The 21243-nt window shown below is 49.5% G+C and carries 18 protein-coding genes; 14 read left to right on the top strand and 4 right to left on the bottom strand.

The window, feature by feature from the left end; translation table 11 throughout:
* Positions 1–345 precede the first annotated feature (345 nt).
* The 3 genes from HMPREF9469_RS26870 to HMPREF9469_RS26860 are packed head-to-tail and all read right to left on the bottom strand — an operon-like array spanning position 346 to position 4631.
* Positions 346–1281 (bottom strand): nucleoside hydrolase, encoded by a 936-nt coding sequence (locus HMPREF9469_RS26870; protein ID WP_007869788.1) that lies wholly within the window; start codon positions 1279–1281, stop codon positions 346–348.
* Position 1282: 1 nt separating this feature from the next.
* Entirely contained in the window at positions 1283–2902 is a 1620-nt protein-coding gene (locus tag HMPREF9469_RS26865) for a response regulator (RefSeq protein WP_007869785.1), read from the bottom strand.
* Positions 2877–4631, bottom strand: coding sequence for a cache domain-containing sensor histidine kinase (locus HMPREF9469_RS26860; RefSeq protein WP_007869782.1), 1755 nt, complete (start codon positions 4629–4631; stop codon positions 2877–2879). Before HMPREF9469_RS26860 ends, HMPREF9469_RS26865 begins: the two co-directional genes overlap by 26 nt.
* Positions 4632–4893: 262 nt before the next feature.
* Here HMPREF9469_RS26860 and HMPREF9469_RS26855 point away from each other — a divergent pair, with 262 nt between their 5' ends.
* The 8 genes from HMPREF9469_RS26855 to HMPREF9469_RS26820 all read left to right on the top strand — a co-directional run bounded on the left by HMPREF9469_RS26855 (position 4894) and on the right by HMPREF9469_RS26820 (position 14181).
* Positions 4894–6276 carry an ABC transporter substrate-binding protein gene (locus HMPREF9469_RS26855; protein ID WP_007869778.1) on the top strand — a complete coding sequence of 461 codons (1383 nt, stop codon included), beginning with the start codon at positions 4894–4896 and terminating at the stop codon, positions 6274–6276.
* Positions 6277–6314: 38 nt separating this feature from the next.
* Positions 6315–7196: a carbohydrate ABC transporter permease gene (locus tag HMPREF9469_RS26850; protein WP_007869773.1), complete on the top strand. Its 882-nt coding sequence runs from the start codon at positions 6315–6317 to the stop codon at positions 7194–7196.
* Between the two features lie 15 nt (positions 7197–7211).
* Entirely contained in the window at positions 7212–8042 is an 831-nt protein-coding gene (locus HMPREF9469_RS26845) for a carbohydrate ABC transporter permease (RefSeq protein ID WP_007869770.1), read from the top strand.
* A gap of 16 nt (positions 8043–8058) precedes the next feature.
* On the top strand, positions 8059–9396 hold the full coding sequence (locus HMPREF9469_RS26840) for an amidohydrolase (RefSeq protein WP_007869768.1): 1338 nt from the start codon (positions 8059–8061) through the stop codon (positions 9394–9396).
* A 47-nt stretch (positions 9397–9443) separates the two neighbouring features.
* Positions 9444–10847 carry a M24 family metallopeptidase gene (locus HMPREF9469_RS26835; RefSeq protein ID WP_007869765.1) on the top strand — a complete coding sequence of 468 codons (1404 nt, stop codon included), beginning with the start codon at positions 9444–9446 and terminating at the stop codon, positions 10845–10847.
* 203 nt (positions 10848–11050) lie between these two features.
* Positions 11051–12511: an NAD(P)/FAD-dependent oxidoreductase gene (locus tag HMPREF9469_RS26830; protein ID WP_007869764.1), complete on the top strand. Its 1461-nt coding sequence runs from the start codon at positions 11051–11053 to the stop codon at positions 12509–12511.
* Between the two features lie 3 nt (positions 12512–12514).
* Positions 12515–13801 carry an NAD(P)/FAD-dependent oxidoreductase gene (locus HMPREF9469_RS26825; protein WP_007869761.1) on the top strand — a complete coding sequence of 429 codons (1287 nt, stop codon included), beginning with the start codon at positions 12515–12517 and terminating at the stop codon, positions 13799–13801.
* Positions 13795–14181 carry a DUF1667 domain-containing protein gene (locus tag HMPREF9469_RS26820; RefSeq protein WP_007869758.1) on the top strand — a complete coding sequence of 129 codons (387 nt, stop codon included), beginning with the start codon at positions 13795–13797 and terminating at the stop codon, positions 14179–14181. The genes HMPREF9469_RS26825 and HMPREF9469_RS26820 overlap by 7 nt, the downstream gene beginning before the upstream one ends.
* A 163-nt stretch (positions 14182–14344) precedes the next feature.
* Here HMPREF9469_RS26820 and HMPREF9469_RS26815 read toward each other — a convergent pair whose 3' ends face one another.
* Complete coding sequence (locus HMPREF9469_RS26815) at positions 14345–15028, bottom strand: GntR family transcriptional regulator (protein WP_007869756.1); 684 nt, start codon at positions 15026–15028, stop codon at positions 14345–14347.
* Positions 15029–15412: 384 nt separating this feature from the next.
* Between HMPREF9469_RS26815 and HMPREF9469_RS26810 the strand changes: the two genes are divergently transcribed.
* The 6 genes from HMPREF9469_RS26810 (at position 15413) to HMPREF9469_RS26785 (ending at position 21182) form a co-directional block, all read left to right on the top strand.
* Positions 15413–16636, top strand: coding sequence for an ABC transporter substrate-binding protein (locus HMPREF9469_RS26810; RefSeq protein WP_007869753.1), 1224 nt, complete (start codon positions 15413–15415; stop codon positions 16634–16636).
* Positions 16637–16756: 120 nt separating this feature from the next.
* Positions 16757–17623, top strand: coding sequence for a branched-chain amino acid ABC transporter permease (locus HMPREF9469_RS26805; protein WP_007869751.1), 867 nt, complete (start codon positions 16757–16759; stop codon positions 17621–17623).
* 11 nt (positions 17624–17634) lie between these two features.
* Positions 17635–18603, top strand: coding sequence for a branched-chain amino acid ABC transporter permease (locus HMPREF9469_RS26800; protein WP_007869749.1), 969 nt, complete (start codon positions 17635–17637; stop codon positions 18601–18603).
* On the top strand, positions 18596–19411 hold the full coding sequence (locus HMPREF9469_RS26795; protein ID WP_007869746.1) for an ABC transporter ATP-binding protein: 816 nt from the start codon (positions 18596–18598) through the stop codon (positions 19409–19411). Before HMPREF9469_RS26800 ends, HMPREF9469_RS26795 begins: the two co-directional genes overlap by 8 nt.
* Positions 19404–20114, top strand: coding sequence for an ABC transporter ATP-binding protein (locus HMPREF9469_RS26790; protein ID WP_007869744.1), 711 nt, complete (start codon positions 19404–19406; stop codon positions 20112–20114). The genes HMPREF9469_RS26795 and HMPREF9469_RS26790 overlap by 8 nt, the downstream gene beginning before the upstream one ends.
* Before the next feature lie 48 nt (positions 20115–20162).
* Positions 20163–21182: a zinc-binding alcohol dehydrogenase family protein gene (locus HMPREF9469_RS26785; protein ID WP_007869742.1), complete on the top strand. Its 1020-nt coding sequence runs from the start codon at positions 20163–20165 to the stop codon at positions 21180–21182.
* Positions 21183–21243 lie beyond the last annotated feature (61 nt).

Raw genomic sequence — 21243 nt, 5'->3', positions numbered from 1 at the left:
GGGGGAACATCAAAGGGACTGGCGACAACTTCACCGCCGGGACGTAGGATAGCCACGGTGCTCTTTCGTTTGGAAACATCAATACCTACTGCGTTCATGCTCATAAAAATGTCACTCCTTTATCTTAGGTAGCAATTGGTCAATACCAGTTTTACTCATTGCCCATTCAATCTACTGTGGTGTGACACGAACGCATTCCAAAGGACGGCTCAACCTGCATAAAACGAATGCTGCGAATGAAGAGCTGGTTAGCAGACTTATTTACGGGCGCAAAGCCCAAGGAGGAATCCGCTATACCGATTGCTCTTACATTCTAACAGCTTAAGCAACAAGATGGATAATTCCTTACTGGATGTAAGGGATATTAACCATAAATATATTGTAGTAGGGGGAATCCACCTTCAGCGCCACCATGGTTTCCTTTTCCCCAGGATCCGCCATGAGATTTTCCGTAATCCTGCCGGTCAGAGGACCTTCGGTACACACGGTCAGATGAAAGGGAAGCATGGTAAAAATCTGCGGATTACAGGCAGCGGCAACCGCCAGGGGATCATGAAGGGCACATCCGTGTAAGTAGGGATAAAAGCGGTTATATTCTTCCAGGTAATGGGAAAGGAGCTTGCAATAAAAATGTCCGGCTTCCGTACCAAGGTCATTCCAACGGTCAATCTCACTGCGTGTAAGCAGAGTTTTTCTGGTCACATCCAGGCCGATAAGAGTAAGGGGAAGTCCTGCCTCAAGCACTGCTTTTGAAGCCGACACGTCAGCCTTTATATTGGCCTCAGCCACCGGGGAGGAATTGCCCGGGCAGGTGAGAGCACCTCCCATGGATACAATCCGTCCGATTTCGCGGCATAGGCATGGAGAAGCATCCAGGATTTTGGCAAGGTCTGTAAGCGGTCCTGTGGTGACAAGTGTCAGATCCCTGCCATATTTTGCAATGGATTCCCTTATAAATGTGATGCTGTTTTTACTGTGTTCCGGTGGTCTTTCATTCTGTTCAGGTTCCCCTAAAAGGTTGGCGGCCCCGTCCATTCCGTGAAAATCACCATTGTAAGTGCGGATGCCCTGTATCGGTGCGGTGCTTCCCGGATAAACAGGGATTTCCGGATGTCCCAGAATGTTTAAAAGGCGGCAGGTATTGCGGTAGGTTTTTTCTAAGGGAGCCATACCATAGGACGCGGTAATTCCCAGAAGTTTGTATTGATCCTGCCCCAGGGCATAGGCGATGGCCAATGCATCATCTATTCCCGTATCAACGCTTAAAATCATGTATTTCATCTCAATCCTCCTTATTTACTTCCATGTCCGATGCGCCGGTAAGGCGGTATCTGGAAGGTGATACCCCCCAGAAAGACTTAAAACGCTTGGAAAAGTAAAACAGGTCACTGTAGCCGGACTGCTCTGAAATCTGGGCAATGGTCATCTCCGTGTGCTGCAGCAGATCTCTGGCATGTTCCATTCTGCATTTGGTAATGTAAGAAGTAAGGGAAATCCCCTGTATTTTCGTAAAACTGCGGCTCAGGTAAGAAGGGCTGATCAGCAGTTCTGACGCTATGGTATTAAGGCTGAGACAGGCCTTGGCAAAATCCCGGTCAATGATCTTTTGGGACTGTAGGACTACTTCCTCAATGAAATGGTGGTCGCCCTGTTCCTGGTCGCGCATGAAAGCTGAAAAAAGGCGGGCAAATGTTTCCTTTATTTCCTCCAGCCTGAGCCCGGATTGGATCAGATCCGTGCAGGACAGAGAGTTCCAGTCGTTTTCGCTGCTCAGGATATCCAGGTGTCTCTCCGCTGCATGGTGGATCGCGATTCCCATCAGGGATACAATTTCAGATTCAAGGGCATGAATGGGAAACAGATGTTTTTTCATCAAAAGAAAAATCTTATCCAGAACGCGGAGCACGGCTGTATCCTGCTTCCCGGACAGGTCCAGTCTGAGCCGGTTGTTTAAGGCAGTCAGGCTGTCTAAAACCGGGAGGGAGGGCATAAAAACCTGGCTCACATCAATGGTTTCACCATAAATCGTGCGGAGCCAGAAAAACTGAAGGCTGTTCTGATAGGCGGCAAGGATATCACCGGCTTTTCCCGATGCGGATATGGAATAGCCTGACAGGAGGGATAGGTGGAAACGCTCCTTAACCAGTTTCTGCACCAGATCTGTCAGTTCCTGGCCTGATATGGAGGAGGGGAGACCTTCTAAAATAATAACGGAACGCCCGTAACCATCCGGTGTGATCAGATAAAAACCAAAAGGGGAAAGAATCTGCTCGGCACAGTTGTTCATGGCCAGCCGGTCAGCCTGCTTTTGGCCGTTATGCTTGTTCTGTTTGTCTTTAGAAATTGTATCAAGGATCAGGACAATGTACCGGGATGAGGGGCGTATGCCGTATGTTTCCAACAGTTCTTCCCCACGGGCCGGGACATGGCCTGTATAAAGGCTTCGGAAAAAATTACGCTGTATTTCCTGTTCTATGACGGCACTGGTCCATTCCAGCTGCAGCAAAGCTTTTGTGCGGTTGTTTTCACGGTCCAGGGTTTCCTTAAGGGATATGACGGCGTCCGTAAGTGTTTCCGGTTTAATGGGCTTAAGGAGATAATCACTTACTCCGTATTTTAACGCTTCCCTGGCATATTCAAAGGTGGCAAATCCTGTGAGGATGATCACATGAGGACGCTTTTTTGCGTCCAGAAGCTTTAGAAGATCCATGCCGCTCTGTCCGGGCATGGAAATGTCCAGCAGGATCAGCTCTACCCCGTTGTGCTCCAGAAATTCCATGGCCTGGGATACACTGGAGGCTTCACCTGCATACTGAAAGTCATAGTTCTCCCATGGAATACAGCAGCGGATATGCTGGCGTATGTAATATTCGTCATCAACGATTAAAAAACGATACATCATGAGCCATCTTCCTTTCATCTTTCCTGTGGTCCTCAGCCATTTCCACAGGAAACAGCAGACAGATCACAGTCCCCTTTCCAGGCGCCGAATCGATGGAAATGGAGACTGAGTCCCCCAGGTTCAGCCGAAGCCGTTCTTCAATGCTGCGGATCCCAAAGGAGATGCCCGGCCGGGAGACTGATTCCCCTGAAAGGCAGTTCAGCTGTTCCTTTGTCATACCGGATCCATTGTCCATAACAGTCAGACAGATCCTATCTGATTTCCTTACACATGAGATAAGAATCTTTCCCGGAATACTGCCGGAGGAAAAGTCAGGGGCAGAGGCAAAAGCATGAATAATGGAGTTTTCCAGAAGAGGCTGTAGGGTAAGCTTGGGAAGGCAGCAGTCCATTACATGATCCTCTGCCTGAATGTCCCAGGTGAACATAGCGGGATAGCGCTTGTCCATGATGCGCATATAATGTTCTGAAATCTCCAGTTCCGCCTTTAGGGAAATGATGGAATCTCCCTGGTTTAAGACTGCCCGGTAGAATTGTGAGATATCATGGATCATGGAAACAGCAGTGGAATTCTCGCCGATGGCGACCATGCCGCACAGGTTTTCCAATGTATTATAAAGAAAATGAGGCCGCATCTGCATTTGGAGATAGGCCACCTCATATTCTTTTTTCCGTTCCTCAGAAGTACGGATCTGTTCCATTAAATGTTCTGTATTAGCCGCCATCTGATCGATCTGATTGGCAAGGGAGCCGAGCTCATCATGAAAAGCTGCATGGATCCGTGTGGAGTAATCTCCCTGGGATAGAAGCTTTACCTTACTTACGATCAGCTCCAGCGGTGCCAGAAAATACCGGGTTGCCTGATGGAATACAAGGAAGGACAGAACCAAAGCTCCAATGCCAATAAATATTATAACCGTTACAAGGACATAGGAATCACGGTAAACAGAAGCTTTGGACACCAGGGTGGCAGTGTTGGCAGAGAGACGGTCATAGGGCTTGGTGACCATAAGCTGCGAGTCATCCAGTATGACAGGGGTTCCTGACAGGGGAGTGGGGGAGTAGAGATCCTGGGGGAACAGCAGGACATAGGCGGCATCGCCGGACAGCTCAGAGGGAAAAAGGCCGGTTACACTTTTTTCCGCCAGGGTCAGGGACAGGATACCGCGCAGGTGTCCGCCCAGATTATACATTTTCCTGATAAATACAAACTCCGCACAGCTGGGATCCCCTTCTCTGGGAATTACATACCAGTGGTGGGAATACCCATCGGATAAAAAGGTTTCAATCAGCCTTTCCTGGCCGGGAGAGGTTTTTAAACCGCTTTCTTCATTAAAGGCGCGGTAAAAGCTCTTTCCGTCATATGTAAAAAACGCTATGGAGTAGATATCTTTTTGAACACTTAAAAACTCCAGCAGATGGCTGGTTATGGTAGTGGAATAGAGATAGGAGTCATAATAATCTGAATTTTTTTGGGTTTCATATGTCTCCTTATATGCCTCATTGACAACAAAATGTAGGGATGCATTCTCAACACGGTCCAACAGTGCATCCAGCCGTTCCGATGCCAAGGTGGCTTGCTGTTCCAGGGATGCAACGGATTTCTGTCTCAGCATCCGGTTGCTGATAAAACCTATGCCTGCAGCAATACAGATGATAATGATAAGGTTGATCGCCATACAGAATAGATTGAGACGGAAACGCAATGAGGTTTTTCTGAACAGAGCCATTAAAATCTCCTTTCCTAATACAGTCCTATCATACTATAATAAAAATAATATTGTCAATTTTCTGGAGATAACCAGACAAAAAAATACAAAAAAGACAAGAAAGTATAAATATATTGAGAATAAATGGGGAGGGGGAAGATAATGAGCGAAAAAAAGGAGAATAACTGCAAAAAAATACAAAGAATAGAGAAAGCGCCTCCATGGTAATAGAGAATATAGATGATAGAATAAATTCAGATAGAAAAACGAGGAGGAGAAGCTAATGAAAAAGGGGTTATCACTGGTAATGGCAGCCGCCTTGGCGGCAGGACTTTTAACCGGATGCGGGGCATCTGGAGGACAGGAGCAAAAAGTCACAACAGAAGCAGTGAAGGAGGAATCAAAAGAAGGGGAATCTAAGAAGGAGGGATCTAAAAAAGAAGAATCAAAGAATGAAACGGTAAAGATAACGTATCTATCCCGTTTTGTAAACCCGGAATTGGTAAGGGCCGGTTACTACATTGAAAAGTTAAACCAGTTTCGTGAGGAAAACCCAAACATCGAGATCGAGGATATTTCCATTGGTGATGACTCGGAAGCTTTTAAGGCAAAGATTAATGCCGGAGTTGCTTCAGGAGACCTGCCGGACCTGTTTATTGCTAATAATGGGTTTCCTCTGGCCCAGTGGGTTGAAAACGGTTTGGTGGCAGACCTGACTGAGGTGGTGAAATCGCCTGATTGGACAGGCCCGTCTTCGGATGAGATGCTGGAAGCATTTACTTTTGGCGGCAAGGTCTATGGTGTTCCCAATGCGCTAAATACAGGGCAGGTATTTGTAAATACCGGATTGCTGAAAGAACATGGGATCACTCAGGTACCAAGAACCTGGGAAGAAATTGAAGCCATGGCGCCTGTATTGAATGAGGCAGGGATCGTTCCCTTTGGTGTGGCGGCCAAGAGCAAAGCAGAGGTGGGGCGGTTCATAAGCGCACTGTCCTGCATGATGTACGGTATACAATTCCGTGATCAATTGGCGGACGCCGCAATTAAGTGGGACGGTGAAGAAGGAATGTCCATTGCAAAACAGTTTAAGACCTTTATCGATGAGGGAGTGCTGGATCCGGACGCTGTTTCATTTGAAGTTCAGGACACCATCTCACTGTTTGAACAAAAGCAGGTGGCTATGATGTATACGGCAGCGTACCATTTTGACCGGTTCCAGCAGATGGAATTTTCAGATGATATTGTGTGCGTGAATTTTCCTTCCTTCAGTGATAAGCCTGAGAATAAGGATATTTGGATCGCCAGCGCCAGCGAAGGATTTATGATTTCCTCAAAACCTGGGACACCGGAGTATGATGCTGCCTGCAGACTGCTGTCATTTATGCTTTCAGCCGATACATTCAAGGGCTATGCGGAACGCAACGGCGGCGGGGCATTCCCTGTGGATTTTGATTTTGATCTTTCCAAGGCCAAAAATGTGGTAGGCAGCTTTATGGAGGAATTTTCAAAGAGATCGGCATCCACGGATGAGTTTACGGCATATCTGAATAATGCCAGTCTGGTGGACACAACAAGAACGGAATTTCAGTCCCTGTTTGTGGGCAGAAGTCCTGAAGAAGTGTGCAAGACCCTGGCGGAGCAGTATTCAAAGGAAGGGCGGTAGCTCTTTAAAGGGCACTGCGTTAGGAAAGGAGCTGCCATATGAGGTTTCGTATAAATGGCAAAAAATATTCGCCGGAAGGGATACTGCTCCTCCTTCCGGCCCTTCTTCTATATGGGGCAGTTATTGTGTTTCCGGTATGCAGCACATTTTATACTTCTTTTTTTGAATGGAACGGGATCAAGCAGCAGGCGTACCGCTTTGTGGGGCTTGAGAATTACAGGACCTTTTTTCACGATTATCAGACAGCCACCGCGTTTAAAAATGTGTTTATGCTGGCAGGCACCGGAGTGATCCTGACGATCCCCATAGCCTTTTTTCTGGCCACGGTTATCAATCAGAGGTTCAGGGGACTGCGCTTGTTTAAGACGTTTTATTTCATGCCCGTGGTCATCAACCGGATTGCAATCAGCCTGATGTTTACATTTATCCTCTATCCAAAGATGGGACCTGTCACCGTGCTTTTAAAAGAATTGGGCATCCGTGGGGTGAATATCCTGGGAAATTATTCCACAGCCATGCCGGCAGTATGCCTGATCTATATGTGGTGCGATGCGGGCTTTCAGATGATCGTGTTTTCATCTGGGCTGGCAGCTATACCGGATGAGATCTATGAGGCGGCCCAGATTGATGGGGTGAGCAGTTTTCAAAAGCTGCGTTATATTACGCTCCCTATGATGAAGTCCACGTTTAAGATCGTGCTGGTATTTGTATTTACAGGGGCATTTAAAATGTTCGACCTGGTAATGGGCCTGACATCAGGCGGGCCTGGCGGGGCCACAGAGGTTCCCAACACCCTGCTTTACAACAATGCTTTTACGTACAGCCGCCTGGGATATGCGGATTCTATTGCGGTGGTGGTGGTTCTTATCTGCCTGGCATTTTCATTTGTTGTCAATCTGGTGTTCCGCCAGAGGGACTGAGAAAGGATGGGGATTATGAAAAAGAAGGTAACACCTGGAAAAATACTGTATTGGTCAGCGGCGTCAGTATGGTTCATGGCGGCGGCGTTTCCGCTGTATTTTACATTTATTTCGTCCTTTAAGGATAACAGCCAGATATTCAGCGCATTTCTGGTACCCACATTCCAGCCGGTCTTTGAAAATTATGTAATGGCCCAGAAAATGGCCGGTATCCTGAGGGCCACAGCCAATTCGCTTCTTGTATCCATCAGCGCCATTGCGATCATGCTGCTGTTTTGTACCATGGCGGGCTATGTGACGGCAAGAAAAAAGGTTCCCTTTGCATCCGCGTTTTCCGGCCTGTTGATCGCGGCCCTTATGATCCCCATACAAAGTGCCATTGTACCCATTGTGCAGATGGTGAGCAGTTTGGGTCTGAAGAACCACCTGTGGACGCTGACCATCATATATGCCGGATTAAATATGGCGCTTGTATTTTTTATCATGAAGAATTATATCGAGGGAATACCCTCGGATCTGGATGAGGCCGCGATGATCGATGGGTGCAGCTTGACCAAGATCGTCATGCTGGTCATCATACCGGTGGCCAAACCCGCCATGGCAACCTGTGCGATTATCACGTTCCTGTTTACATACAACGAACTGCCCATTGCCAATGTCCTGATCAATGACAAAAATTTAAGGACTATATCCGTGGCACTTTTAAGCCTGAAAGGAGATTTTGGGGTATTGTACTCAGTAATCTTTGCGGCCATCATGATATCATTGGTACCCACGGTCACCATCTACCTTCTGGCCCAGGAAAAAGTGGAAAAGAGTATTGCAAGCGGCATGGTGAAAGGATAGCAAGGAGGAGACAAATATGAAATGCGATATTTTGATCAAGGATTGTACCGTTATGACACAAGATTATTCCACGCCTGAGCACATGGCAGTGGCCATTGACCACTCCATGGTGCTGGAGGTGGGGGAAACAAAGGAGATGGAAGAAAGATACCAGGGGATCACGGTGCTGGATGGGCGGGGAAAGCTTGTAATGCCCGGGCTTACGGATGGACACACCCACGTGTGCCAGCAGCTGCTCAGAGGCAGGATCTCCGATGAATTTCCCATGATCTGGACCAGATTCCTGGTACCCTTTGAGAGCAGCCTTACAGAGGAGGATGTGGCGGCCAGCGCCAGGCTTGCATGCCTGCAGATGATCAAGTCAGGAACAACATCCTTTGCGGATGCCGGCGGTACCTATATGGAACAGGTGGCTGAGGTGGTGCTGGAATCCGGAATGAGGGCGGCTTTAAGCCGTTCCACCATGGATAAGGGGGACATGATACCGTCCTCCATGAAGGATTCCGCAAAAACATGCATCCAAAGGACAGAGGAACTGTACAGGAATTACAATGGGAAAGGAGACGGCAGGCTGGCTGTCTGGTTTGGACTGCGCCAGATCATTTCCTGCTCCGATGAACTGATTCGCATGACAGGGGCGCGGGCAAAGGAGTTAAACACAGGGATACATTTACATTTGGCCGAACATAAGGACGAGGTGGTCTATTGTCTGGAGCAGTATCATTTAAGGCCGGTGGAATACCTGCATAAGATAGGAGTCCTTGGGAAAAACGTGGTCGCGGCCCACTGTGTGGCTGTTGCGGACAGGGAGATACCTTTGATGGCGGACAGCGGTATGAAGGTGGTCCATTGTCCCAGAGCTAATTTCTGCTGTCAGGGGTTCCCCAAGACTCCCCAGCTGTTAAACCGAGGGGTAACCGTAGGACTGGGAAGCGATGGGGCTGCCAGGGATGATATCAGCATATTTGAGGAAATGAAAACCATCCGGACCGGATTGACTGCTGCATGGGGGCTTCCTGTATTTGACTCCACAGCACTGCCCAATCACGATATTTTGAGGATGGCAACCATGGGAGGCGCTGCCGTCATGCGGATGGAGGGGGTAAAGGGGGTTGTAGAAGCAGGGGCAAAGGCGGATCTTATATTGATCCATACCCATGCCCCCCATTTGGAACCTACCAGCAATCTGGCCTACACTGTGGCGGAGACGGCTTATGGCAGTGATGTCAGCGATTCCATAATTGACGGAAGACTGGTCATGAAGGACAGGCAGGTGCTGACGCTGGATGAGGAGGCCGTTTTGGCGGACGCAGGACATAGGATGAGGAAGGTCTATGAAAGGGCCGGAATTTAAGATGGAAGATGTATGATTGCACATCATGTAAAGAAAGGGGATTTGGTTTGGAGCGGTATAATCAGAAAAATATGGTGTTAAAAAATGTGAGGCAGCCAAATGAAGAACGCTTGGATCCGGTTCCCCTTTCTGATTCCACCATGGCGGAGAGACGGAAAAACATATTCTGCGCCATGGAATGGGAACAGATAGACTGCCTAATGATTTATGGGGATTTAGAGCATGGCTCTAATTTTGAATATCTTACGGGTTTTCTTCCTCGATTTGAGGAGGCGCTGCTGGTGATCCACCGCAGGGATCCGGCCTTCATGCTGCTGGGAAACGAAAACATGAAAATGTCCGGTCATTCCAGGATACCGGCCCAGGCAATCCATGTACCGGGATTTTCACTGCCCGATCAACCATCAGACAAAGGGCTTTCAATCGAGGACGGGCTTATCAAAGCAGGGGTTGCTGAAGCAAAACGGATAGGGATTGTGGGATGGAAGCTGTTTAAAGAAAATGGCTCCGGTCAGGAGGAGATGTTTGATGTTCCGTATTATATTATCGCCGCGCTTAAAAAGCTGGCCGGAGCAAAAACGCAGATCATAAATAAGACAGATATTTTTATCCATCCCGGCCATGGGGTCCGCACTGTGAACAATTGCAATGAGATCGCACATTATGAATTCGGTTCAGCTCTTTCCGGTCAATGTGTCCTGGATGGTATGAACCAGGTAGAGCCGGGAAGGAGTGAAATGGAGGTTGGAAACTGCCTGAAGATCTGGGGGCAGCCAAACAGTGTAGTGTCGATCAGCGCAACCGGTGAGCGGTTCCAGGGCGCATCCCTTTACCCGGGGAGGAAACGGATAAAAATAGGTGACAAAATATCCTTAACAACGGGTTTTAAGGGGGGTCTTACCAGCCGGGCCGGATATGCGGTAAGCTGCAAGGAGGAGCTTCCCGCCGCGGCCAGGGATTATCTGGAACGTGTGGCAGCTCCTTATTACGGGGCTATGGCGGCATGGCTGGAACAGATCAGGATCGGAATGAGCGGAGGGGAGCTGTACCAGCTGATAGAAACCGTACTGCCTAAGGAGGTGTATGGATGGAGCCTGAACCCGGGGCATTTGACTGCTGATGAGGAATGGCTTTCATCTCCTGTGTGGAAGGGATCAAACCAGATACTTAAGAGCGGTATGCTGCTGCAGGCAGATATTATTCCCAGTGTTCCGGGCTATGGAGGGGCCGGGGCCGAAAGCGGGATCGCTCTGGCGGACGAGGAGTTGAGACACCAGCTTAAGGAATATTATCCGGATGTGTGGAAACGGATAGAGGATAGGAGGAGCTATATGAAGGCGGAATTGGGGCTCATCCTGCATCAGGAAGTATTGCCCTTATCCTGCCTTACCGGGTATTACCGGCCGTTTATGCTGGACCGAGATCAGGCATTTGCAGTTCATCCTTTATGAAAGTATGTCCTGAGAAAGGAATTGTTTGATGAGATTAAGTGCTCTTGATATGGATGCCTAGTCATCCCATGAATTTTGATTAATTACAATTTCCTATTGACTAAACTCAATACATATGATAAAAATAGATTATATTCATGGGATGAATTAAAAGCGTTCTGACAGACAGACGCAAAGTGCCATAACAAGGAGGAAACAGCGGCATGAAACAGCTATATGATGTACTCATTATCGGCGGCGGTGTGGTGGGAAGTGCCATTGCCAGGGAAATGTCCAGATATGACCTGAAGATAGGCGTTCTGGAGAAAAACCTGGATGTGTGCTATGAGACCAGCGGGCGCAATTCCGGCGTGGTCCACGGGGGGTTTGCATATGATACAGGCTCACTGAAAGCAAAGCTCTGTGTGGAAGGAAACAAAATCATGGGACAACTTGCAAAGGAGCTGGATTTTAAATTCATCCGCTGCGGCAAGGTATTGGTAGGGAACACCCAGGAGGATATGGATACCCTGAAGCGCACCATAAAGCAGGGCGAGGCAAACGGGGCCTCCGGGCTGGAGCTGGTCGATAAGGAACGCCTTCATGAGCTGGTTCCCGCAGTGGTGGGGGAGTTTGCCATGTTTTCACATAACAGCGGAATCGTGGACCCCTTTAACTACACCATTGCCCTGGCTGAGAACGCCCATGTCAATGGAGTGGATTACTATTTTGACCACCAGGTAACTGCTATTGAGCGTGATGATGACGGCATTTATGGTCTTACCACGTCCCATGGAGTGTTCCATACGCGCTGGGTGGTGAACAGCGCCGGACTAGGCTGCGGCCATATTTCCGATCTGCTGGGAATCAAAGGCTATAAGATCATTGGCTCCAAAGGCGACTATATCATACTGGACAAGAGGACCGGGCCGTTGCTTCCCATGCCCGTTTATCCGGTGCCCAGCAATACTTATATGGGGATCCATGTTACCAATACCACGGACGGCAATGTGATCATCGGGCCGAATGCGGATATGGTGACTGATTTTACATACTATGGCGTTCCCCAGGAAAATATGGATTACCTGGCGGAGAGTGCCTCCGGCCTGTGGCCCTGCATCCGCAAGCAGGACTATATCCGCAACTATTCCGGCATCCTTCCCAAGTGGGTGGATGACAATGGGGCGATACAGGATTTCAGGATAGAGATCCGGGATGAGATTGCTCCCAGGGCCATCAACCTGGTGGGCATTGAATCCCCGGGACTGACCACCGCGGTGCCGATTGCGCGGTATGCCATCGGACTGATGGCGGAGCGGGAGAAGCTGGAGCCCAACCCTGACTTCCAGCCTGTGCGCAGGGGGATCACAAGGTTCGAGGAGCTGACAAAGGAAGAACAGAACCGGCTGATACGGGAGAACCCTGACTACGGCGAAGTGATCTGCCGTTGTGAAAAGGTGACCAGGGCTGAAATCCTTGCCGCGATCCATAATCCCCTGGGTGTGGGCACCATGGCAGGCATCAAGTACAGAACACGCTCCATGATGGGGCGCTGCCAGGGCGGCTACTGCCAGATGCGGATCGCGCAGATGATAGAGGAAGAACTGGGCAAAAAAGAAACGGAAGTGCAGTATGCTGGAAAAGGCTCTCAGATGTTTTTCGGTAAAGTCAGGCAGGAGGTGTAGGATATGGATGAGCAGATGAATAAAAACACAGATACCCCCACGAACCAAATCAGAACCGAGTCGGTGGACGTCCTTATTGTGGGAGGCGGCCCCGCGGGTCTGGCTGCCGCGGTCCAGCTGTATCACAGGGGAATCCGCAGTATTCTGATCGTGGAAAGGGAAAAACAGCTGGGAGGGATCCTTCGCCAGTGCATCCATGATGGCTTTGGCCTTACCCGGTTTAAAACAACACTCAGCGGGCCTGAGTACGCAAAGCGTTTTATTGATGAGGTAAATGAGCTTCAGATCCCCTATATTACGGATGCCGCCGTACTGGAAGTGACGGACACAAAGCTGGTGACAGCGGCCACCCGTGACGGTTTAAGACAGTGGAAGGCCGGAGCAGTCATTCTCACCATGGGCTGCAGGGAGAGGACAAGGGGAGCGCTGGGAATCCCGGGGGAACGCCCCACCGGCGTGTTCACCGCAGGTGTTGCCCAGGCATATATCAACCTTTATAACATCATGCCTGCCAGGGAAGTGGTGATACTAGGCTCCGGTGATATCGGCATGATCATGGCCAGACGTCTGACCCTTGAGGGCGCCCATGTCCAGGCTGTGTTTGAGATCCAGCCATACCCCAGCGGCCTTCCCCGCAACATTGAACAGTGCCTGAATGACTATAACATTCCGCTGTACCTGAGCCACACGGTTACTGCGATCCATGGAAATGAGCGTCTTACGGGTGTGACCATCTCCCGGGTGGATGAACATTTTAAACCCATTCCGGGCACGGAAAAGGAATACAGCTGTGATACGCTGATCCTCTCAGTGGGCCTGATCCCTGAAAATGAATTGTCATTGGATGCAGGTGTAACCCTGGATGGCAGGACCAAGGGAGCGCTGGTGGATGAATATTTCCAGACCAATGTGGAAGGTATCTTTGCCGCGGGCAATGTTCTCCATGTCCATGACCTGGTAGATTTTGTGTCCATGGAGGCTGAGGCTCTGGCTGACTCTGCAGCGGAATATATCAGGGAGGGAACGCTTCCCGACTGCCCGGTTGAAATAAGGACGGACAGGAATATAAACCATACCGTTCCCCAGCGCGTCAGCGGAACCCGCGGATTTAAGCTGTCCATGCGTGTTAACCGCCCCATAAAGGAATGCCGGATCGTTGTGCGCCAGGATGGTGTGGAGATTGCTGCAAAGAAAATGAAAAAGGCCATACCGGCAGAGATGATCCAGATGACCATTGACCCGGATAAACTTACAGCGGCCGGAGATCTGGAGGTGTGTGTGGAATGCTGAGAGAATTTACATGTATCATCTGCCCTAACGGGTGTGAGATCAGGGCTGAAATAGGGGAAAAAGAGAATGGGGATGTGGAGATCCTCTCCATTGAAGGGGCTGCCTGTAAAAAGGGCAGCGCATATGTGGAACAGGAATTAAAGGATCCCCAGCGCAATATTGCCACGTCTGTCCTTGTAAAGGGAGGGATCCTGCCCCTTGCAAGCGTACGGCTGACATCCCCTATTCCCAAATGCCGTATATTTGATGCCATGGCTGAAATTAGGAAATGTACCCTCACTGCTCCTGTGGAAGCAGGAACCGTGGTCATCCATACTCTTCTGGGATATGATACGGACGTGATCGTGACCAAGGAGATACCTGTATCTGCGGAAAAGTAATATATTATATCGAACTGTTACTCGAATTAAATATATTAGAAATCAAAAGCTTCCCAAAGCATAGATGCCGTACCGGCATATACGCTGGGAAGCTTTTTGCATAGGGGTCATTATGTTGACCGCAATCTTGGTCTTGGTCCCTGCATTGATATGTGTTTGTCTCCTACAGGAAATAGTCCGGGAATTTTTTCTTTAATATGTTCTGGTCAACAAGGGCTGTGGATATGTGTTCCACCATTGCCTTTCCTGCCTCCTTGGCATCCCGGTTTTCCAGGGCTTTGCAGATAGCCAGGTGTTCACTGATAACACGGTCGGAGATTGCGATATGGTAGCTTAGTTTTCGCTGGCGGTCAAAGTGGGGCATTACATTCTGCATGGTATCATAGATAAAGGACATGCTGCATATATCGTAAAATTCCTTGTGAAAGGCGATGTCCAGGGACAGGAACTTCTCAAAATTTTCCCTGGGGCCTCCGGAAGCATAATCTTTCTGGAGTGTGATGGTGTCATAGAGATTGTCCAGGTTGCTTTGGGAGATAAGGCCGCAGCTCATCTCGGCCAAAGGCCCCTCGATCATCCTGCGCATGGTGCACACCTGTTCCACGATTTCCGAATTGATCAGGGACACAAAGATCCCGCGCTGGGGATAGCTTTCGATCAGCTGTCCATTGGTAAGGGAAAGGATAGCCTCCCGCACCGGTGTCCTGCTTATGTTCAGTTCTTTTGATATCTCCATATCTGATATCTTCTGTCCCGGTTCAAAATTAAGGTTGATAATCTGGTATAGAAGATACCTCTGCGCGTATTCACGGGCAGTTTCCCCCGGCCTTTGAGTGAAATAGTCCATATTCAAGTCTCCTTTGGCAGTATACATATATTAATACCACAATTTGAGTAATATATTAAGTTATATAATCGTTAAGTTTTGCTTTCCAATAGTATATCGCTGTATTTGTTAATCTGTCAAGTGAGACAACGGCCTATAATATATAATAATACAGTATGTCAATAGGATGTTAACAAACCTTAACGGTCAAAATACACAAATATAAATTCAAATAAACGTGAAATGTAACAAAAGTATCGTTAAAAAAATATTTAATATTGCATTTGTAACTGAAAAATAGTATATTATCGGCACAAAGATATATTACATATACGTTAATATATCGTTAAGATTCTTAATAATAGTATTAAGAAGACAGGGAGATAAGAAGAGGAGGATTCAAACATGAAGAAAAACATGAAAAAAATCTTAGGCGTAACACTGGCAGCATGTATGGCGGTATCATCACTGGCAGGATGCAGCAATTCACCGGGCAAGCAGGCGGCGGCACCGGCCGGAGGAGAGTCGGCGGCAGCGGGATCGGCAGCCCAGTCCACAGCAACCGGAGACCCCATTAAGGTAGGTGTTTCCAACATGGTGACAGGACCCATGGCAGCCGGCGGCATCCGTATGAAACAGGCCATTACAATGGCATTTGAAGAGATCAATGCAAACGGCGGCGTGCTGGGCGGCAGACCCCTTGAGATGGTGCTGGTAGATGATACGGGGACACCAACCGGAGCTGTTAACGCGGTTAACAAGATTTTGGGTGAGAACGTATCTGTCTCCATCGGACCCCACACCTCCCCAATGGCATCTGCAACACAGGAACTTTACAGAAAAGCAGGCGTTCCCTTTATCTCAGCAGCTACATCACCAAAGCTTCTGGAAGCTGAGAATCCATATTTCTTCCGGATTTCCGTATCTGACGGAGCAGTGGGACCAGCTATGGTAGAGTTTGCAAAGGACAAGTTTGGAGCAAAGAAGATCGGCGCCCTGTATGATACAGATGACTATGGCGTGGCTGCTGACGGAGCGACCAAGCAGTACTGTGCGGACAACGGCATTGAGTATTATTCCGAAGGATTTACCTCAGGCGACAAGGACCTGACCTCCCAGCTTTCCAAGATCAAGGGATGGGGACCGGATGTTGTGTTTGATTTTTCCCATGACGCTGAGGCGGCCCTGATCGTACGTCAGCTGGACGAGCTGGGTATGGGCGATATCCCACACGTTGGACCAAACGCACTTGCACAGTCCCAGACCTATGACCTGTGTGATGCAAAGCAGCTGGAAGGCACCTATGCATCCACTGACTTCTACGCAGATGAGTCCAATGAAGCTATGAAAAAATTCCTGGATGATTTCCATGCTCGCTGGGGTGAGGATGTGGAGAGATACGCGGCAATGTACTACACGGCAGCATATCTTGCAGCAGATGCCATTGACAGGGCCGGATCCGACAAACCGGAGGATATCAGGAAAGCGCTGTCCGAGACAAAGGACTTTGACGCCGTATTCGGCAAGCTGAACTGCAGTGCCCAGGGCGAGATGAACACCAACCTGTACATCCTGGAATTTGACGGCGAGAAGAATATGAACGTAACACAGCAGATATCCCTTGATTAATGGGGGATAACGGGCCGCTGCACTAAGCTTGTGGGATACCCCGCTAAGTGCCGGTGACATGTATCGCACGTAAGCGGCTAAAAAACAGCCGCTACGTGCTTATAACAAGGAGGTTTACATATGCAGGTATTTGTACAGCTGCTTATTACCGGTGTTGCCATGGGCTTCATCTATGCCCTGGTAGGTATTGAGTACACGCTTATATGGAATTCAACCGGGCTCCTTAATTTCAGCCATGATAAATTCATTCTCTTTGGCGCCTATATGTTTGCAGGCTCCTATGTATTGAGCTTAGGGCTCCCGCCGGTACTGGCAATCCTGTGCACGGTCCTTACCATGTTCCTGCTTGGTATGGTAAGCGCATTTGCGATCTTTAACCCCCTGAGCAGATTATCAACGAATTTATTTGCTGTAATTGGAACCGTTATACTTGGCAGGATCATCACGGAATGTGTACGACTGATCTGGGGACCGCTGCCGTTTACCCTGGACAACTTCCTTAGGGGCTCTTTTCACCTGGGCCCCATCGTAGTGTCCAAGGCACACATTGTGATCATTGTTGTGTGTTCCATCATCACGGCAGGCCTTCAGATCTTCTTTAAGACCACCAAAATGGGAAAGGCTATGCGCTGCGTGTCTGAGAACAAGACAGCCGCGTCCCTTATGGGCATCAATGTTCCCATGAACATTGCATTTACAGTTGGCCTGTCAGCCCTGATCTGCGCCACCATCGGCGTTCTGGTTATACCGATTTTTAACGTAGAGCTGCAGATGTCATCCATGATAGGCCTGAAGGGCTTTGCATCAGGCGTGATCGGCGGGTTTGGATACCTTCCGGGCGCCATTGTAGGCGGCATCCTCCTGGGGGTTGTGGAAATCTTTGGAAGCATGATCATCCCGTCTGTTTATAAGGACTGCCTGTCCTTTGTGCTGCTGATCATCTTCCTGTTGATTAAGCCTTCAGGAATCTTAGGAAACAGGAGATAAGGAGGAGAGCTATGAAAAAGAATAAATCAGCAATGATCATTGCATTGGCAGCGATTGCTCTGGCAGCGATTCTCCCTATGTTCATAACCAATAACTACCACTTAAATCTGATGATACAGGTACTCATCAATATCATCATTGTAGTGGGACTTAACTTTATAACAGGTCTTACAGGCCAGATGAACCTTGGAACCGCAGGCATCTTTTCCATGGGCGCCTACACCTCCTCACTGCTGGCCACCAAGCTGGGGATCAATCCTTGGATCTGCCTGGTTGCAGCCGTTGGCATGGGATGTCTGATCGGCATGGGACTTGGATATCCGTCCCTGCGTGTGTCAGGCGTATACCTGGCCCTGACCACCATTGGGTTTTCGGAAATTGTCAGGATCCTGATGACCAACCTGACAGGACTGACAGGAGGTGCCCTGGGCGTCACAGGCATCCCCACCTTCTCCATCTTCGGCTTCAAGTTCCAGAGTAACAAGGAGATCTATTACCTGTACCTGGTGATCGCGGTGCTGCTTATATTCAATGCGTACCGGATCGTTAACTCCAAGTGGGGGCGTTCCTTCCTGGCTGTTAAGGACAACCCGGACGCGGTTGAGGCAGGGGGCGTCAACATTGCCAACATCAAGATCATGGCCTTTACACTGGCGGCCATCTACGCCACCATTGCAGGCAGCCTGTATGCACACTATGTGGGCTTTATCAACCCTAGCGCCTACAACCTGGAATTTTCAATTAACTATGTAGTTATGCTGGTGATCGGCGGTATTGGTTCCGTGCCCGGCAATGTACTTGGGGCGATCCTGGTCACCCTGGTACCTGAGTTCCTGCGGTTCATGGAGAACTATTACTGGCTTGTATTTTCCATTATCACCCTGCTGTTCGTTATCTTCCTGCCAAACGGGATCGTATCCCTGTTCAGGATCAAGCGGTCAGCGGAGAAAGCGGCGAAAGGAGGGCAGGCAAATGTCTGATAACAGGGAAGGAAAATCTGTTTTAACCTTAAAAAATGTTACAAAACGTTTCTCTGGACTGGTTGCGGTCAATGACCTGTCCCTTGATATGAAAGAGCGCACCATCCACGCCCTGATCGGACCAAACGGCGCGGGCAAATCCACGGCCATCAATATGATAACCGGACTTCTGCCCCTGACCGAAGGTGAGATCTATCATGAGGGCACCAAGATCAGCGGTATGAGCGCGCACCAGATCGCCCAGACACGCTGCAGCCGTACCTTCCAGAACCTGAAGCTGTACCGTTCCATGACCGTAAAGGAGAACCTGATGATGGGCAGCATGATGGATATGAAGCAGGGCTTCTTCCCGTTCATATTCAACTTCGGGGCAGCGGCAAAGGAGGAGAAGCTGGTGAGTGAAAAGGCTGACTCCATCCTGGAGTTTATCGGGCTTAAGGATCTGGCCAATGAATTTCCGGCCAACATGCCTTATGGAAAGCAGAAGCTCACCGAGCTGGCCCGCTCTCTGATGTCAGACCCCAAGCTGTTGTTTTTAGATGAGCCGGCAGCCGGTCTGAACCCGTCCGAGCGCGTGGAATTTGTGAATATCATGCTGAAGGTATTTGATTCCGGCATCGACATTTTCCTGATCGAGCATAACATGGATGTTATTATGAACATCAGCAATTATATTACGGTTATCAACTTCGGCGCAAAGATCGCCGAGGGCACGCCGGAGGAGATCCAGCAGGATCCGGTGGTTATCAAGGCTTACCTGGGCGACCGGTATAAGCAGAACATGGCAAGGGGGGCTGCACATGCTTAAGGTAAATGGAATTGACGTATATTATGGCAAGGTCCAGGCTCTGTTTGACGTATCCATTGAGGTGGGCGACAATGAGATCGTCTCCATCATCGGAGCCAACGGGGCAGGCAAGACAACCCTAATGAAATCCATCATGGGCATCAACAAGCCGAAGAAGGGGACCATTGAGTACAACGGACAGGTTATCAGCGGCCTGCCTTCCCACAAGGTGGTGGGCCATAAGATCGTGTATGTGCCGGAGGGGCGTGAAATATTTCCCAACATGACCGTGCAGGAGAACCTGGAAATGGGGGCTTATTCCGTTAAAATGTCCAAGCCGGACATGGACCGCCATCTGGAAGAGCAGTATGATATTTTCCCAAGGCTTAAGGAGCGTGCAAAGCAGAAGGCCGGTTCCATGTCAGGCGGCGAGCAGCAGATGCTGGCCATTGCCAGGGGACTGATGTCGGACCCGGAGCTTCTGATGTTGGACGAGCCCAGCCTGGGACTGGCGCCTGTGATTGTGGACGATATGTTTGACGTGATCGTGCGCGTTAATAAAGTAAGGAATATACCCATTGCAATTGTGGAACAGAATGCGTTTATGGCCATGTCCATTTCCAACAGGACCTATGTCCTGGAGGTGGGGAACCTGGTTGCCAGCGGAGACAGCAAGGTGCTGATGGATTCAGATGATATTAAGAAGGCATATCTGGGCGGCTGATAATGCCGGTATGATATCACGTTGTGTAAAAACAGGAGGAAATAAACCGTGAAGGCTATTAAATTTGAGGAACCATGGAAGGTTCAGTGTATTGATATTGAGAAGCCGGAGCCAAAAGAAGGCCGGGCGCTGGTTCGGGTAAGAGCGGCAGGCATTTGCGGAAGCGATATCGGGGCATTCAGAGGCACCAATCCCCTTGTGTCATTTCCAAGAATCATTGGTCATGAGATCGTGGGTGAAGTGCTGTCCATACCAAAAGATAACGGACGCGGCATTAAGATTGGCGACCATGTGATTGTGGACCCGTATCTTTACTGCGGCAAATGCTATCCCTGTTCCATCGGACGCACCAACTGCTGCACGGACCTTAAAGTGCTGGGCGTGCATGTGGAAGGCGGAATGGCGGAATATATGACCCATCCGGCTGATATGCTGTGGAAGCTGCCGGAGGATATGCCCTGGGATATCGCGCCCATGGCTGAGCCTTTGACCATTGCCCTTCATGGTATCCACAGAGGAAATCTGGCCGCAGGAGAGCACGTGGCCATCATTGGCGCAGGTCCCATCGGACTGCTGGCAGCCATGTCAGCCATTGCTTACGGCGCAGAGCCCATTGTGATCGATGTGGTGGATGAGCGTCTGGAGTTTGCAAGGGAGCTGGGCGTTAAATATACCATCAACTCCGCCAGGGAGGATATGGCCGGAAAGGTGTCTGAATACACCGATGGCCGTATGGCTGAACTGGTGATGGAGTGCTCCGGCGCCAATGCCGCTGTCCGCTCCACCCTGGACATTGTTGCCAACGCAGGCCGCATCACCCTCACCGGATGGCCCAAGAAGGAAACTCCTCTGCCAACCGATGCCATCACCCGCAAGGAGGTGGACATCCGCGGCGCCCGCACCAGCGCAGGCGAGTTCGAGGAGGCGATCGACCTGATCTATACCGGCAAGGTGGATGTGAGAAAGATCCTTACCAAGGTCGTGACCATGGATGAGACGCCGGAGACGATCATTGACATTGAGAAGAATCCCGGCAATTATATGAAAGTGAATGTAGTGCTGGATTGATGCTCCTTTTGAATGCAGAATACCCCGGCCCCTCCTTCTGCCTGCATAAAGCTGCGTATCC

Origin of the sequence: [Clostridium] citroniae WAL-17108 (assembly GCF_000233455.1) — a bacterium.
Lineage (GTDB): Bacteria > Bacillota > Clostridia > Lachnospirales > Lachnospiraceae > Enterocloster > Enterocloster citroniae.
Note: the sequence above shows the minus strand (reverse complement) of the source record. Positions and strands in the feature narration are given on the sequence as shown.